The organism is Streptomyces sp. NPDC087787, assembly GCF_044743035.1.
Classification (GTDB): Bacteria; Actinomycetota; Actinomycetes; order Streptomycetales; family Streptomycetaceae; genus Streptomyces.
Genome location: NZ_JBIUVQ010000001.1, coordinates 415,210 through 430,679, shown reverse-complemented (window position 1 = coordinate 430,679; position 15,470 = coordinate 415,210). Strand labels below are relative to the sequence as shown.

13 protein-coding genes and 1 pseudogene are annotated in these 15,470 nt (G+C 74.0%); 9 read left to right on the top strand and 5 right to left on the bottom strand.

The window, feature by feature from the left end; all coding sequences use genetic code 11:
- Window positions 1-19: 19 nt before the first annotated feature.
- Window positions 20-805, bottom strand: a complete 786-nt coding sequence (locus ACIOWN_RS02010; RefSeq protein WP_362349184.1) for a PspA/IM30 family protein — start codon at window positions 803-805, stop codon at window positions 20-22.
- A gap of 295 nt (window positions 806-1,100) precedes the next feature.
- Between ACIOWN_RS02010 and ACIOWN_RS02005 the strand changes: the two genes are divergently transcribed.
- The 3 genes from ACIOWN_RS02005 (at window position 1,101) to ACIOWN_RS01995 (ending at window position 3,695) form a co-directional block, all read left to right on the top strand.
- Entirely contained in the window at window positions 1,101-1,700 is a 600-nt protein-coding gene (locus ACIOWN_RS02005; RefSeq protein ID WP_362349183.1) for a DUF3043 domain-containing protein, read from the top strand.
- Window positions 1,701-1,783: 83 nt separating this feature from the next.
- Entirely contained in the window at window positions 1,784-2,494 is a 711-nt protein-coding gene (locus tag ACIOWN_RS02000; RefSeq protein ID WP_401979815.1) for a class I SAM-dependent methyltransferase, read from the top strand.
- A gap of 91 nt (window positions 2,495-2,585) precedes the next feature.
- A complete protein-coding gene (locus ACIOWN_RS01995; protein WP_362349179.1) occupies window positions 2,586-3,695 on the top strand; it encodes a trypsin-like peptidase domain-containing protein in 1,110 nt (369 codons plus the stop codon).
- 51 nt (window positions 3,696-3,746) lie between these two features.
- Here ACIOWN_RS01995 and ACIOWN_RS01990 read toward each other — a convergent pair whose 3' ends face one another.
- Window positions 3,747-3,965, bottom strand: coding sequence for a hypothetical protein (locus tag ACIOWN_RS01990; RefSeq protein ID WP_100572282.1), 219 nt, complete (start codon window positions 3,963-3,965; stop codon window positions 3,747-3,749).
- A 299-nt stretch (window positions 3,966-4,264) separates the two neighbouring features.
- Here ACIOWN_RS01990 and ACIOWN_RS01985 point away from each other — a divergent pair, with 299 nt between their 5' ends.
- Complete coding sequence (locus ACIOWN_RS01985) at window positions 4,265-5,470, top strand: bifunctional adenosylcobinamide kinase/adenosylcobinamide-phosphate guanylyltransferase (protein ID WP_362349178.1); 1,206 nt, start codon at window positions 4,265-4,267, stop codon at window positions 5,468-5,470.
- A 40-nt stretch (window positions 5,471-5,510) separates the two neighbouring features.
- Here ACIOWN_RS01985 and ACIOWN_RS01980 read toward each other — a convergent pair whose 3' ends face one another.
- Window positions 5,511-6,611 carry a class I SAM-dependent methyltransferase gene (locus ACIOWN_RS01980; RefSeq protein WP_362349177.1) on the bottom strand — a complete coding sequence of 367 codons (1,101 nt, stop codon included), beginning with the start codon at window positions 6,609-6,611 and terminating at the stop codon, window positions 5,511-5,513.
- A 143-nt stretch (window positions 6,612-6,754) separates the two neighbouring features.
- Between ACIOWN_RS01980 and cobT the strand changes: the two genes are divergently transcribed.
- From cobT to ACIOWN_RS01965, 3 genes and pseudogenes are all read left to right on the top strand, one after another.
- A complete protein-coding gene (gene cobT, locus ACIOWN_RS01975) occupies window positions 6,755-7,888 on the top strand; it encodes a nicotinate-nucleotide--dimethylbenzimidazole phosphoribosyltransferase (RefSeq protein ID WP_362349175.1) in 1,134 nt (377 codons plus the stop codon).
- Between the two features lie 581 nt (window positions 7,889-8,469).
- A complete protein-coding gene (locus tag ACIOWN_RS01970; RefSeq protein WP_362349174.1) occupies window positions 8,470-10,266 on the top strand; it encodes a phosphatidylglycerol lysyltransferase domain-containing protein in 1,797 nt (598 codons plus the stop codon).
- Window positions 10,263-10,907 (top strand): annotated as a pseudogene (locus ACIOWN_RS01965) (hypothetical protein); the annotation flags it as partial. The gene ACIOWN_RS01970 and the pseudogene ACIOWN_RS01965, both read left to right, overlap by 4 nt.
- A gap of 81 nt (window positions 10,908-10,988) precedes the next feature.
- Here ACIOWN_RS01965 and ACIOWN_RS01960 read toward each other — a convergent pair.
- Window positions 10,989-11,756 (bottom strand): hypothetical protein, encoded by a 768-nt coding sequence (locus tag ACIOWN_RS01960; protein WP_362349172.1) that lies wholly within the window; start codon window positions 11,754-11,756, stop codon window positions 10,989-10,991.
- A gap of 75 nt (window positions 11,757-11,831) precedes the next feature.
- Here ACIOWN_RS01960 and ACIOWN_RS01955 point away from each other — a divergent pair, with 75 nt between their 5' ends.
- Window positions 11,832-12,614: an adenosylcobinamide-GDP ribazoletransferase gene (locus ACIOWN_RS01955; RefSeq protein WP_362349170.1), complete on the top strand. Its 783-nt coding sequence runs from the start codon at window positions 11,832-11,834 to the stop codon at window positions 12,612-12,614.
- 10 nt (window positions 12,615-12,624) lie between these two features.
- On the opposite strand, the gene ACIOWN_RS01950 is transcribed toward ACIOWN_RS01955, so the two are convergent.
- Complete coding sequence (locus ACIOWN_RS01950; protein ID WP_362349168.1) at window positions 12,625-13,437, bottom strand: endo alpha-1,4 polygalactosaminidase; 813 nt, start codon at window positions 13,435-13,437, stop codon at window positions 12,625-12,627.
- A 339-nt stretch (window positions 13,438-13,776) separates the two neighbouring features.
- On the opposite strand from ACIOWN_RS01950, the gene ACIOWN_RS01945 reads away from it, so the two are divergent.
- Entirely contained in the window at window positions 13,777-15,315 is a 1,539-nt protein-coding gene (locus tag ACIOWN_RS01945; RefSeq protein ID WP_401979809.1) for a leucyl aminopeptidase, read from the top strand.
- Window positions 15,316-15,470 lie beyond the last annotated feature (155 nt).

Sequence of the window (15,470 nt, the reverse complement as noted above, 5' to 3'; positions counted from 1 at the left end):
CTTGGCTGCCTCGACGCGGCTACTGCTTGTCGAAGCGGGGGGTGTCCTGCGGCTGCTGCTGGTTCCGGCCCTCGCCCGCGCCGCCCTCGATCGCCTGCCGGTCCCCGGACGACCCTCCAGCCAGCTCCGCCTTCATGCGCTGGAGTTCCAGCTCCACATCCGTACCACCGGAGAGCCGGTCCAGCTCGGTCTGGATGTCGTCCTTGGCCAGACCGGACGGGTCGTCCAGGGCGCCGGAGGCGAGCAGCTCGTCGATCGCGCCGGCCCGGGCCTGGAGCTGCGCGGTCTTGTCCTCGGCCCGCTGGATGGCCAGGCCGACGTCGCCCATCTCCTCGGAGATGCCGGAGAACGCCTCGCCGATCCGGGTCTGCGCCTGGGCCGCCGTGTAGGTCGCCTTGATGGTCTCCTTCTTCGTACGGAAGGCGTCGACCTTGGCCTGCAGGCGCTGGGCCGCCAGAGTGAGCTTCTCCTCCTCGCCCTGGAGCGTGGCGTGCTGCGTCTGGAGGTCCGTCACCTGCTGCTGGAGCGCGGCGCGGCGCGAGAGCGCCTCGCGGGCCAGGTCCTCACGGCCGAGGGCGAGCGCCTTGCGGCCCTGGTCCTCCAGCTTGCCGGACTGCTGCTGCAGCTGGTTCAGCTGGAGCTCGAGGCGCTTGCGGCTGGTCGCCACGTCCGCGACACCGCGCCGCACCTTCTGGAGCAGCTCCAACTGCTTCTGGTACGAGTAATCGAGGGTCTCGCGCGGGTCCTCGGCCCGGTCAAGGGCCTTGTTCGCCTTCGCGCGGAAGATCATCCCCATACGCTTCATGACACCGCTCATGGGCTTCGCGCGCCCCCTTCTGACGGACTCCAGCTCACAGCTCTGCGACAGAACCCACAGTACGGGCCCTGTGACCATTACCGCACTGTTCGGGAGCGGATACGGTCATCCCCAAGGACGACTGCGTCCGTTTCCGCTCCGGCGCAGGGAGGAGGTTGCCCCCTGAGCGACGGACCGACAGTGGTCGCGACGTCCCCTTGTCCCCCTACAGACGATCGGTGTTGCCGGATCGTTCCCCACGGGACTGGGGTCCATGCGGGTCAAGCCCGTACCCTTGGGTTTTGTGTTCCGTAGCCGTGCCAAGGAAGAGAAGGCCCCGGTCGCCGACAAGGCACCGGTGAGCGTCTCCAAGCAGTCCCGCGACCCGCAGGCCCCCAAGGGCCGCCCCACACCCAAGCGGAGTGAGGCGCGCTCCCAGCGCCGCAGCGTCGCCAACACGTCGATGACGCGCAAGGATGCCGCGAAGCGGCAGCGCGAGGAGCGCCGAGTCCAGTTGGAGCGGCAGCGCCAGGCGCTGGCCAGCGGCGACGAGCGCTATCTGCCGGCCCGCGACAAGGGTCCGGTGCGCCGGTTCGCGCGGGACTTCGTCGACTCACGGTTCAACATCGCGGAGTTCTTCCTGCCGATGGCCGTGGTCATCCTGGTGCTGAGCATGGTCCGGGTGCCCGCGCTGCAGAACATCGCGCTGCTGCTGTGGCTCGTGGTGATCGTCCTGATCGTGCTGGACTCGGCGGTCAGCGGCTTCCGGCTGAGGAAGCGCCTGAGTGAGCGCTTCCCCGACCAGAACAAGCGCGGCGCGGTCGCCTACGCCCTGATGCGCTCCCTCCAGATGCGCCGGCTCCGGCTGCCCAAGCCGCAGGTCAAGCGCGGGGAGCGGCCCTGAGCGCGACCGCTTTCTCCGAGGGTGCCGCGGACGCCTGGCTGAACAAGCTGGGGGGGCTGCGTGACGTCGTACGACAGGAGCTGGTGGCCCGGCAGCTCGACGAGCAGATAGCCGGGCGGTACCCGGTCGGGCAGCGGCTGCGCGTGCTCGACGTGGGGATGGGCCAGGGCACGCAGGCGCTGCGGCTGGCCCGGGCCGGGCACCAGGTCACCGGTCTCGAACGGGACCAGACGATGATCTCCGTGGCGCGTGCCGCGCTGGCCGCCGAGCCGGAGGGCATCCGGGCCCGGATGCGGATCGTCGAGGGCGACGGCCAGGACACCGGCGTGCACTTCCTGCCGGGCAGCTTCGACGTGGTGCTGTGCCACGGGGTGCTGATGTACGTCGAGGAGCCGGACCCGCTGCTCGCGGGGCTGGCCCGGATGCTCGCGCCGGGCGGCCTGCTGTCGCTGCTGGTGCGCAACGGCGACGCTCTGGCGCTGCGTCCGGGACTGTCCGGCGAGTGGCCGACGACGCTGGCGGCGTTCGACACGACGGCGTACCGCAACCGGCTGGGCCTCGAGGTGCGGGCGGACCGCCTCGCCCACCTGACGGCGACCCTCGCCGGGATCGGGGCGCCGCTGCGCACCTGGTACGGCGTGCGGGTCTTCACGGACACGGCGGCGGACGACGCGGAGCCGCCGGCCGACACCGAGACGCTGGAAACCCTCCTGGCAGCGGAGGAACGAGCCGGCCGCACGGACCCCTACCGCGCGGTGGCCGCACTGCTGCATCTGTGCGGGGTACGCGGCTGACGATCCGGGCCTGCCGCCGGCCAGCCGTGCTCGCCGCTCGTTCGGGTGCGTCCCGGGAGCCGGGGGTGCGGGGCGTGGAGAGACTCGGGGCATGGATGTCTTTCCTGTGCGTACCCGTGCTTCGCGGTCGGTCGCTGTGCTCGCCGTGCTCGTCTGCTGTGCCGCGGTGCTGTCCGGGTGTCACCCGGCGGCCGACCCGCGGGCGGCGGCCAGCGGGTCGGACACCTCCGGTGGGCCCGACCCCGCCGGTGTCCGGCGGCCGGCCGCTTCGACCGCGGCGAACGATCTGCAGAGCGACTACCTGCGGGTGATCAAGAAGGCGCTGCCTTCGGTCGTGCAGATCCAGTCCGGCAACCAGCTCGGGTCCGGGGTCGTGTACGACGACAAGGGGCACATCGTCACCAACGCGCACGTCGTCGGGACCGGGAAGACGTTCCGCGTGACCACGGCGAACAGCGAGGCGTCGCTCACGGCCACGCTGGTCTCCTCGTACCCGGACCAGGACCTCGCCGTCGTCAAGCTGGACCGGGTGCCCCACGGGCTGAAGGCGGCGACGTTCGGCGAGTCGGGGAAGGTCGAGGTCGGGCAGATCGTCCTGGCCATGGGCTCACCGCTGGGGCTGTCGTCGAGCGTGACCCAGGGGATCGTGTCGGCGACCGGGCGCACCGTCAGTGAGGGGCAGAGCGACAGCGGCACGGGGGCCACGATCGCCGGCATGGTGCAGACATCGGCCGCGATCAACCCGGGCAACAGCGGTGGTGCGCTGGTGAACCTGAACGGCCAGGTCATCGGCATCCCGACGCTCGCCGCCGCCGATCCGCAGCTCGGCGGCAGCGCGGCGCCCGGCATCGGCTTCGCGATCCCGGCGTCCACGGTGAAGACCATCGCCGGGCAGATCGTGCGGTACGGCAAGGTCGTCGACTCCGGCCGGGCCGCGCTCGGCATCACGGCGCGCACCGTCGTCGACGTGAACTACGAGCCCGCCGGGGTGGCGGTGGTGGACGTGAAGTCGGGCGGGGCCGCGGCGCGCGCGGGCATCCGGTCCGGGGACGTCATCACCAAGGTCGGCGGCAGGAACATCACCACCATCACCTCGCTGTCGGAGGCGCTCGCCGCCGACCGGCCGGGGCAGCGGACGACGGTGACGTACTCGCGCGACAACAGCCGGAAGACGGTGGACGTGACGCTGGGCGAGCAGTGAGCGGGGGGCGGCCGTCCACCGGCGGCCGCCCGGGCCCGAGCCTCCCAGGGCCTACGCCGAGGCCTCGTCCGCGTGCAGGCTCATCGGGCCGTAGATCTCCTTGGCGTCCTCGAACAGCCGGACCTGGTCCGCGCCGCCGTCGGCCAGTGCCTTCCAGTTCTCCCCGATCCAGGACTCGGCGTCGCCCTGCGTGGTGAACTCCTCGGGCTGCACCGCGGGCTGGACCTCCGTCCCGTCGGTCGTCTCGAACCGCCACGTCCATGCCGCCATGTACGCCTCCCTGGTATGAGCACACTGCACAGCGCGGGCCGGACCCGGTCCGGCCTTCTGCCCGCAGCCTAGTGCCGCGGCGGGCAACGTTTGCCCGTGAAGGAGCGGCGTCCGGACGTTGCCTGTCGGGGCACTGGGGCCTCTCGCGAGCTTCCCGCCTGTGCGGTGGATCATGCCCAGGACACGGGATCCGGCATGCGCGCCACGGTCCGGCGGCGGGCGCCGGCTTTCCGCGCCCGCCGCCGGACCGGCCCCGGCCGGATGCGCGCCACCGGCGGCGGCAGGCGAAAATCGGGTCCGTGGACGTGACTCTGCTCGGCACCGGTGCCCCCGCGGGCCTGCCCCGCCCCGACTGTCATTGCGCGGCCTGCGCGACCGCGCTCGGCACGGACGCGCGGGCCGCGACCGCGCTGCTCGTGGACGGGGTGCTGCTGCTGGACCTGACCCCCGGCGCGGCGTTCGCGGCGGCAAGGGCCGGGCGCTCGCTGGGCGGCGTGGGGCACGTGCTGCTGTCGCACCCGCACGACGGTCCGGCGCTCGAGGTGCCGGCCGGGCTGCCGCAGCCGGGGCGGGTGCCGGACGGACGGGAGCTGACGCTGCCGAGCGGGCACCGGGTGCGGGCGGTGGCGCTGGACGCTCCCGGCACCGGGTACGCGGTGACCGGCCCGGACGGCCGGCGGCTGCTGTACCTGCCGCCGGGCGGCGCGCCGGCCGGTCTGGAGGAGGGCTCCGCCGAGACGTACGACATGCTCCTGGCGGATGTGCTGGGGCGTCCCGACGCGTTGGCCAGGCTGCGGGCGGTCGGCGCGGTGGGGCCGGCCACGGACGTCGTCGCGGTCCACCTCGACCACGACGTGCCGCCGGGTGACGAGCTGCGCCGGCGGCTCGCGGCGGCGGGGGCGCGGTCCGTGCCGGACGGTACGACGCTGACGGTCGGGGCGCGTGCATCGGACGTACCGGACGTTCCCCGGCGCACGCTGGTGCTCGGCGGGGCGCGTTCGGGCAAGTCGGTGGAGGCCGAGCGGCGGCTGGAGAGCTTCCCCGGCGTGCTGTACGTGGCCACCGGCGGCACCCGCGGCGGGGACACCGAGTGGGCGGACCGGGTGGCGGCGCACCGGGAGCGGCGGCCGGGTTCGTGGCGCACGACCGAGACGTGCGACCTGGTGCCGCTGCTCGCGCAGGACGGCCCGCCACTGCTCGTCGACTGCCTCTCGCTGTGGCTGACGGACGCGATGGACTCCGTCGGCGCCTGGGACGACGCCGAGTGGGCGGGCGGCGGCGAACGCGCCCTGCGCGAACGGGTGACCGCCCTGACCGGCGCCCTGCGCACCACCCGGCGCACCGTGGTGGCGGTCTCCAACGAGGTCGGCTCCGGCATCGTCCCCGCCACCGCCTCCGGCCGCCGCTACCGCGACGAACTCGGCCGCCTGAACGCCGCGTTCGCCGCGGAGTGCGAACACGTCCTGCTGGTGGTGGCCGGCCAGGCGCTGCTGCTGCGCGGCTGACCCGGTCCGGGCGGCGGGCCGGACGGACGACCGGCCGGCGTCAGCACGGGGCCCGGCGGGCGACGACGCGGTAGGTGTTGGAGAGGCCGGGGGCGCGGCGGAAGAGGGGCGAGAGGAGCAGGTCCAGGAGCGCCACCGCCTTCACCAGGGGGCCGGTGAGGGCGGTCAGGGCGCTGCGCAGGGTGTGCTGGAGGCCGGTGGGCGGGATGTCGATCCAGGGGGCGTCGGCGGCGGGCAGCACATGGGCGAGGAGCAGGGCGGCGGCCGCCGAGAGGTCGTTGGGCCGGTGCGGGGCGCGGCGGTCGGTGACGACGACGGCGCAGCCCTGGGACTCCAGTTCCGCGCGGAGGTTGTCCAGCGGCAGCAGGTGCAGATGGCGCGGCTGACCGTGCGGCAGCCACCACCGGCCCAGCAGCCGGGCGGACAGGCAGTGCGGATCGGGCAGTTCGATCAGCAGGTGCCCGCCGGGGCGCAGTGCGGTGAGGGCGGCCCGCAACTCCGCACGGGGGTCCGGCACATGGGCCAGATGGTGGAAGACGCTGACCACGTCGTAGCGTCCGCGCAGCCGCTCCGCGATGTGCGGGTCGGTCAGGTGCCCGACGTGGGCCTCCTCGACCCGCCCCTGCTCGCGGGCCCGCTCCACGCGCTGGGTGGGGTCGAGGCCGTCGAAGGCGGTGTACGGGAACACCTCCTGCGCCGCCCCGGGGAAGTGGCCGTGGCCCGTGCCGACGTCCAGCCAGCTCTCCGGCTCCCCCAGGTGGCTCATCAGGCGGGCGTCGCAGCGGTGCCGGCGGCGGCCGCGGCGGGCCGTGAGCACCGGGTCCGCGAGTCCCGCGAGTCCCGCGAGGCCTTCTGCGCGGGCCTCGTCGAAGTCCCGGTGGTAGAAGGCCAGTCCGGCCGCCGTGAGCCGGGGGTTCTGGAAGGCGTGGCCGCAGTCGCGGCACTCGTCGACCGCGAACGTGCCCGGCTTGTGCTGGAGCAGGTCCGGCGCGCGCAGCCGGGTGCGCAGCCGCCGGGAGCCGCACCAGGGGCAGTCCGCGCGCGGCGGCTCCTGGAAACGGCCGGTGCCCTGGGCGAGTTCGGCGGCGTAGGCGAGGCGGCGCGGGTCGTAGAACCCCGGGGCGTACGGCAGGGGCGGCATGGGCGGCTCCCGGTGGGTCACTGTGAGAACAAGTCGCTGCAAAGGGAACGTATGGGATCCGGATCTTGGCCGGAAAGACGCCGTACGGGTGTGGTGGCGATGTGGCGCCGCCCGGTGCAATCGGGGCCGGTACTGTTCAGCGAATGAGCTCGCTGAATCTCGACGACTTCACCGATCTGATCGAGCGCCCGGACGGCGGCGTGCGCCGTGACGCCGAGGCGCGCCGGGAGCGTCAGATCGTGCCGCCCGGCGCGCTGGGCCGCCTGGACGACCTGGGTGAGTGGCTGGCCTCGGCGCAGGCCGCCGTGGCGGTGCGGCCGGTCGAACGGCCGAAGGCGGTGCTGTTCGCCGGCGACCACGGCGTCGCGGAACTGGGCGTGTCGGTCCACCCCGCGGGCAGTGCCGAGCGGCTGGTACGGGCGGTACTGGACGGCGGCCGGCCGGTGTCCGTGCTGGCCCGGCGGCTCGGCGTGCCGGTGCGGGTGGTCGACATGGCACTGGACTGCGCGCCCGAGTCGCTGCCCGAGGATGTCGTACGGCACCGGGTGCGGCGCGGCAGCGGGCGCGTCGATGTCGAGGACGCGCTGACCCTGGAGGAGGCGGAGGCGGCCTTCCGGGCGGGTGTGGCGGTGGCCGACGAGGAGGCCGACTCCGGTACGGACCTGGTGGTGCTGGGTGATGTCAGCGTCGGCGGGACCACGCCGGCCGCCGTACTGATCGCCGCGCTGTGCGGGACGGACGCGTCGGTGGTGACGGGGCGCGGCGGCGAGCCGATCGACGACCTGGCGTGGATGCGCAAGTGCGCGGCGATCCGGGACGCGCTGCGCCGGGCCCGGCCCGTGCTCGGGGACCAGTTGCAGTTGCTGGCCACGGTGGGCGGCGCCGATCTCGCCGCGATGACGGGGTTCCTGTTGCAGTGCGCGGTGCGGAAGCTGCCGGTGATCCTGGACGGCGTGGTGTCGGCGGCCTGCGCGCTGGTGGCGCAGCGGGTGGCGTTCCGGGCGCCGGACTGGTGGCTGGCCGGTCACGACAGCGGCGAGCCGGGCCAGGCCAAGGCCCTGGACCGGATGGCCCTGGAACCGCTCGTGAACCACGGCGTGCGCGTCGGCGAGGGCACGGGCGCGCTGCTGGCCCTTCCCCTGGTCCAGAACGCCGCCGCGCTGGCCGCGGAACTCCCCGAGCACCCGGAGAAGCCCTCGGCCGCCCCGGAGCCCGGACCGGCCGAGGCCGCAGCGACCGAGGACGGGCAGGCGGAGGAGAAGGCGACCGAGGAGTAGCCGCACGGCAACCGGCCCATCCTTCCCCTGCGCCGACCCCCCGGCCGACACGGCGACCGACACGGCCGGGGGCCGCCGACCACGACACCGGGCACCGGCCGCCGACAACGACACCGTTCACCGGCCGCTGGCCGTCCGCCACGGCACCGGGCACCGGCCGTCGGCCGCCGCCAGGCCCGACACGGCCGGGGGCCGCCGGCCACGACATCGATCACCGGCCACTGGTCGCTGACAGTCCGCCACAACACCGGACTCCGACCGTCCTCCACGACACTGGGAACCGGCTGTCGGCCACGGCCGGCGCAGGCCGTCGGCCGCCGCCAGGCCCGCCGGGGCACGGCCCGCAGCGCCATGCCCCGGCGCCCCCGGCTTGGGCGCACCCGTCCCGCACACGCCGCACTGAACGGGCACCCGCCGGCGCCACCCGGCCGGGCCGCCCGCGGCACAACCGTGTGTCCGCGCGGGGCACGGTGATCAGCCACACGACTCCGGGCGCCTCCGGTCGGCGGCGCATCTCCTCGCGCACGGACGGCGGGTGAAAAGGGAGGGTCACCCAGGAGGCGCCCATATGATCACTGTTCATGGGAGATGCCCGAATTGCCGTGCGTGAGGAGCGGGTGCCGGTTCGTGTGGCCGAGGCGGGACGGCCGGGCGGCGGGACCTCACGGCGGGCGGCCGCGTTCGCCGTCTGGTACCTGCGGGCGGCCGCGTTCGTCAACTTCCTCAGCGCGGTGTGGGTCTCCCTGGAGCGGGACGTGCGGCGGCACAACCAGGAGGACCTCTTCACGCCCTACCTGCTGACCGCCGGCTTCGCCTCCGGCGTGTTCGCCGCCTTCCTGGCCATCACCATGCGGCGGCGCAAACGGGCCGCCTGGATCCTGAACCTGGCCCTGTCCGGGGCGTTCCTCCTGCTGTTCGCGTTCACCATGACCTTCCCGGAGATCCGCGGCTCCGCGCAGAACTGGATCTCCCTGGCCCTCACCGCCGCCTTCGTCGCCGCGCTGCTGCTCGGCCGCCGCGAGTTCTACGCCAAGGGCGACCGCGCCAACCCGCGGCTCGCCGCCGCCGTCGGCCTCGGCGGACTGCTGGTCGCCTCGCTGCTCGCCACGCTGCTGGTGACGGTCACCAACCAGGCGCCGGACGCGGCCCGTTCGACGTACCTCCAGCGCTGGCACTACGGCACGCTGCGGCTGGTCTCGGTCGCCGCCTCCGAGGCCCGCTTCCCCGGCATCGACACCCCGAACTGGGTGAACGTGTCGATCAACGTCCTCTCCACCGTCCTGGTCCTCGCCGTGCTGTACGCCGCCTTCCGCTCCCGCCGCGCCGTCGACCCGCTCACCGCCGACGACGACAGACGGCTGCGGGAGCTGCTGGCCCGGCACGGCGAGCGCGACTCGCTCGGCTACTTCGCGCTGCGCCGGGACAAGAGCGCGATCTGGTCGCCGACCGGCAAGGCGGCCGTCGCCTACCGCGTCCTCGGCGGGGTCAGCCTGGCCTCCGGCGACCCCATCGGCGACCCGGAGGCCTGGCCCGGCGCCATCGAGGGATGGCTGGCCGAGGCGCGGGCGCACGGCTGGATCCCGGCCGTGATGGGCGCTAGCGAGGAGGCCGGCACGGTGTACGCGCGGCACGGCCTGGACGCCCTGGAACTGGGCGACGAGGCCGTGGTCGAGGTCGACGGCTTCACCCTGGAGGGGCGGGCCATGCGCACCGTGCGGCAGGCCTACAACCGGGTCGGGCGGGCCGGGTACTCGGTGCGCGTGCGGCGGCACCGGGACATCCCCGCGGACGAGATGGCGTACCTGACCGACCGGGCGGACGACTGGCGGGACGGCCCCACCGAACGCGGCTTCAGCATGGCGCTCGGCCGGCTCGGCGACCCACGGGACGGGCAGTGCGTGATGCTGGAGTGCCGTGACGCCCGCGGCGAGCTCAGGGCGCTGCTGTCCTTCGTGCCGTGGGGGCCGCACGGGCTGTCCCTGGACGTGATGCGGCGCGACCGGCACGCCGGCAACGGACTCATGGAGTTCATGGTCCTGGACCTGCTGCGCCGGGCCCGCGAGTTCGGGATCACCCAGGTCTCGCTCAACTTCGCCGTGTTCCGCTCGGTCTTCGAACGGGGGGCGCGTCTCGGCGCTGGACCGGTGCTGAGGCTGTGGCGATCGCTGCTCGGACTGTTCTCCCGCTGGTGGCAGATCGAGTCGCTGTACCGCGCGAACGCCAAGTACCGGCCCATCTGGGAGCCGCGGTTCCTGCTCTTCGAGAAGAGCGCGGACCTGCTGCGCATCGGCCTCGCGGCGGCACGCGCGGAGGGGTTCCTGGAGGGGCCGCGACCGCCGAAGTGGCTGCACCGAGGGCACCTGGAGACGCACGGATGACCGCACTCGCCCGCCGGGCCCGCGCCGAATGGGGACTGCTCTACGCCACCGTGCGCGAGCCGCTGCTGGGGCGGCGCCTGCGGGCCGTGCCGATGACCACCGCGGCGGTGAGCCTGACGGCGGTGCTCCAGCTGGTGCAGAACCAGTCCTGGGGCTACGGCCTGGTGCAGCACCTCGGGGCCGTACGGGCGGAGGAGCCGCTGTGGCTCGCGCTGCTGCGCACTCCCCTGTCGTTGTTCGTGCCGGCTCTCGACCTGCCGGTGTGGGGCGCGCTGGCGCAGGTCCTGTGCGTGTTCGGCATCGCCGAGATCTGCCTGGGCCGGCCGCGTACCCTCGCCGTCGCCTACGTCGCCACCCTCTGCGGAACCCTGTACGCGCGCGTGGGCGTCGCCCTCGGCCCGGACCACCCGCTCGGCCTGCCCGGCACGGACGCGCACGTGGTGGACACCGGCCCGTCGGCGGCCGTGGTGGGCCTCGCGGTCTACGTCGGCTGCCGCTACGGCGCGTACGTCACGGCGGGCACGGTGGCCGCGGCCATGGCGCTGGAGGTCGGCCTGAAGCAGAACCTGGCCGGCAAGGAGCATCTGGCGGCGATCGCCGGGGTGCTGCTGCTGTGCGCGCTGTCGGCGGCCCGGCACCGGGCACCGCGCACCGCGTCGCCGTCCGTGCCGGAGAAGACGCCGTCCGCGTCGGTGAAGGCGCCGTCCGCCCCCGGCGAGGTGTCATCTGCGCCCGGGCAGGCGGGCCGGCTGCTGGTCCGGTTTGCCGGCGATCCAGTCCTGGAACGCCCGGCGGGGGCCCGACCAGCGGCGGTCGTGCCGGTCGGCGCGCCGGCCGGCCCGGGCCAGGGCGCGCGGACGGCGGCGGTAGAAGCGCCTGGCCCAGTAGGAGCCGGGGCGGGCCAGGCGGATCGCCCCGAACAGCGCGACGAACGGAATGATCACGCCGAACAGCGCGATACGGCCCTTGCCCTTGCTCAGGGCCACGAGGGAGAAGAGGAAGTTCACGACCACGCCGGCGATGACCACCCCGCGGTCCTGCAACTCGCCCTGGGACAGGTTGTTGACGCCGAACGGGGAGAAACCGGCGAGCACCAGGCCGACCAGCGCCGCGGTGAGCACCACGACCTCGACGCTCTTGCGGCCCGACTCGGTCCAGTAGACGTCGTCCAGGTGCAGGATCAGCGCGAACTCGTCCAGCACGAGGCCCGCGCCGACGCCGAAGACGACCGCGAAGGCCGCCATGGCGACCTGGTGCCGGCCGCCGCTGGCCACCGCACCGAACCCGCCGAAAATGGTCAGCACGACGCCGGGCACGGCGTGGTGGATGTGCAGCCCGCCGGCCTTGACGTTGCGGAAGGGGCCCTTGCCGGCGCGGATCAGGCGGGTGATCACCCGGGTGACCACGAAGGTGAGGACGAAGGCGGCCAGGGCCAGGAGCAGGGGCAGCTTGCCGGGTTCGACGATGTTCCGCTGCAGCCAGTGACCCATGTATGCAGTGTGCCGCCTTCCCCGGTCGCCCGCCCGCCCGCCGGTGGGCGCGCGCAGGTCCCGTAGTCTGCCCGCGTGTTCAGGATCCCCACGTCGCACGGGCCGCGGTTCGCCTTCGGCACCCTCACCGTCCTTCCGGTCAGGGTGACCCGCTGGGACCGCGGGGCGGCACGCGGCGGGATGCTCTGCGCGCCGCTCGCCGGGCTCGTGGTCGGGGTCGCGGCGGCGGCCGTGGGACTGCTGCTCCTGCTCGCCGGAGCCGGGGCGCCGCTGGCCGCCGTCGGCAGCGTCGCCGTGCCGGCCGCGCTGACCCGCGGCCTGCATCTGGACGGGCTCGCCGACACCGCGGACGGGCTCGGCAGCGCCAAGCCGGCCGAGGACGCGCTGCGGATCATGAAGCAGTCGGACATCGGCCCCTTCGGGGTGATCACGCTCGTGTTCGCGCTGCTCGCCCAGGCGGCCGCCCTGAGCCGGGCCTACGACGCCTCCTGGGCCCGCGGCGCGCTCGCCGCCGTGGTCTCGGCCACGGTCGCCCGGCTGGCCCTGACGCTGGCCGCCCGCACCGGGGTGCCGGCCGCCCGCCCCGACGGGCTGGGGGCCGCGGTGGCGGGAGTGGTCCCGGTGCCGGGCGCGATCGGCGCGGCCCTCGTGGTGACGGCGGCCGCGACGGCGGCGGGCGCGTTCCTCGGCGCCCACGTCTGGGTGCTCACGGCGCTGGCGGTGGTCGCCGCCCTGGCCGCCTCCGAACTCCTCCTGCGCCACTGCACGCGCCGCTTCGGCGGAGTGACGGGCGACGTCTTCGGCGCGCTCGCCGAGACGGCCGCCACCACCGCGCTGGTCTTCCTGGCCCTGCGTTGAACGGTCCCGCTCAGCAGGTCCGGCGCCACACGCCCAGTTCGTACTTCTTCAGCAGCGAGCTGAGCCTCAGCCGGCCGGACTGCGCGCAGAAGCTGCTGGTCGGCAGCTCGTACTCGGCGTGGAACACCGCCTTGCCCGCCGCGACGAAGGGCTTCAGCGCGGCGCACTCGCCGTACTGGGCGCACTGTTCGTTGACGGCGAAGTCGAAGTCGGCGACCAGCTGAGGGATCTGGTCCAGGTCGTTCTTCAGGCCCACCGCCATGCCTCTGTCGTGGGCCAGCTTCGCCACCAGGCGGTTGTAGCGGAGCTGGTCGGCGGCGGTCAGCGGAAAGCCGGTGCGGTTCCTGTAGCCGTCCATGTTGTCCGGCTCCACCGCGTCGAAGCCCTTCTCGCGGCACATGTCGAGGCGGGCCGCCATCAGCGGTTCGAGGACGTCGGTACGGCGGATGTCGAGCCAGCGCTCGCCCTTCCAGCCGTTGCCCCGGCCGAGGACGGAGGCCGGGAACTTCTTCGCGTCCGGGCGGAACTCCTCCCAGGCGCCGGTCGAGACGTAGCAGATCACCTTGCGGCCCTCGTGGTGCAGCCGGGCGACGGTGGCCGCCGGGTGGTCGAAGCCGTCGATGTCGTAGACCTCGGCCGGTACGGAGGTGTCGAGGCGGCCGCTGAGCTGCCACTGCCAGCTCGTGCCCGGACGCGGCTGCCAGCGCGCGGCGGCCGGGCGGCCCGCGGCGTCGCCGCCGTCGCCGTCCGGGCGGGCGGCGCAGCCCGCGAGCAGCAGGAGTGCGGCGGTCGGCGCGAGGACGCGCGGGATCAGTGCTCTCAACGGGCGGGCTCCTGGGCGGCGTGACGGACGTACGTCCGACGATCTTCTCCGATTGCGTTGCCGCGCACCTCAGTTGCCCGCCCGGTGGGCGGTCGGCGCCTCGCCCCGCGGCCGTCACGTGCCGGTTCCGGCCACGGTGCCGGAACCGGCCTGTGACGGCGACGCCTCCGCCGGGTGAACACCCGCGGGAGTGTGCGATCCCGTGACGCGCGTAGGCTCGTGCCGGGTGTTTGCCTGCCCGGGTGAAGACCGCACCGTATGAAGGACTTATGGTCGGGCCCGGTCGACCCACCCGTATTCGGCCAACCACCTTTCACAGGGAAGCGAGATTTCACCACCGTGACTGCTCTCACTCTCAGCACCACCGCGGCGCCCGGCCTGGAGGCCGACGCGATCGTCGTCGGTGTCGCCAAGGACTCCGGATCGCAGTCCGGGGACCTGGTCGTAGCCCCGGGCGCCGAGGCCGTCGTCGAGGCCTACGACGGCAAGCTCGCCGACGTCCTGGGGACCCTCGGCGCCTCCGGTGCCGAGGGCGAGGTGACCAAGCTGCCCGCGCCGTCCGGCTTCAAGGCCCCGCTCGTGCTCGCGGTGGGCCTCGGCCCTCGGCCCGAGAAGGACTCCGGCTACGACGCCGAGGCGCTGCGCCGGGCCGCCGGTGCCGCCGCCCGTGCGCTCGCCGGGACGGAGAAGGCCGGCTTCGCGCTGCCGGTGGCGGACGCCGCCGCTGCCGCCGCGGTCGGCGAGGGCGCGCTGCTCGGCGCGTACTCCTTCGACGCCTACAAGGAGAACGGCAAGGACGCCGGGGCCCGCAACGGCAAGGCCCCGCTCGGCGAGGCCGTGCTGCTCGGCGGCGCGTCCGACGACAAGGCGTTCAAGGCGGCCGTCGAGCGCGCCACCGCCCTGTCCGAGGAGCTCAACCGCGCCCGTGACCTGATCAACATCCCGCCGAACGACCTGAACCCGGCCGCCTTCGCCGCCGTCGCCGAGGAGGCGGCCAAGGAGCACGGCCTGAAGGTGCAGGTGCTCGACGAGAAGGCGCTCGCCGAGGGCGGCTACGGCGGCATCCTGGGCGTCGGCTCCGGCTCGGCGTCGGCCCCGCGGCTGGTCAAGCTGTCGTACACCAGCCCCAAGGCGAAGAAGCACCTGGCCCTGGTCGGCAAGGGCATCACCTACGACTCGGGCGGCATCTCGCTCAAGCCGGCCGGCCACAACGAGACGATGAAGTGCGACATGAGCGGTGCCGCCGCCGTGTTCGCCGCCGTCGTCGCCGCCGCGCGGCTCGGCCTGGAGGTCAACGTGACCGGCTGGCTGGCGCTGGCCGAGAACATGCCCTCCGGTTCCGCCACCCGTCCCGGCGACGTGCTGCGCATGTACAGCGGCAAGACGGTCGAGGTGCTCAACACCGACGCCGAGGGCCGGCTCGTCCTCGCGGACGCGCTGTGGGCCGCCTCGCAGGAGAACCCGGACGCGATCATCGACGTGGCCACGCTGACCGGCGCGATGGTGCTGGCGCTCGGCAGCCGCACCTTCGGAATCATGGCGAACGACGACGCGTTCCGCTCCGCCATCCACGAGGCCGCGGAGGAGGTCGGCGAGGAGGCGTGGCCCATGCCTCTGCCGGAGCACCTGCGCAAGGGGATGGACTCCCCCACCGCCGACCTGGCCAACATGGGCGAGCGCATGGGCGGCGGTCTTGTCGCCGGTCTGTTCCTGCGCGAGTTCGTCGGCGAGGGCATCACGTGGGCGCACCTCGACATCGCGGGCCCGGCCTTCAACGAGGGCGCTCCGTTCGGCTACACGCCGAAGGGCGGCACCGGGTCGGCGGTCCGGACGCTGGTGCGTCTCGCCGAACTCGCCGCCGCCGGCGACCTCGCCTGAGTCAGACTTCGGCCGAGCCAGACCTCGGCTGAGTCGGACCTCTGCTGAACCGGCGTCACGGCCGTCGTCCGGTCCACCGGACGACGGCCACGCCGCGTGTGCGCCGGCCGGCGGTCCTCCCCAAGGCTCGTGGACGTGGGCTGTATCACACTCCA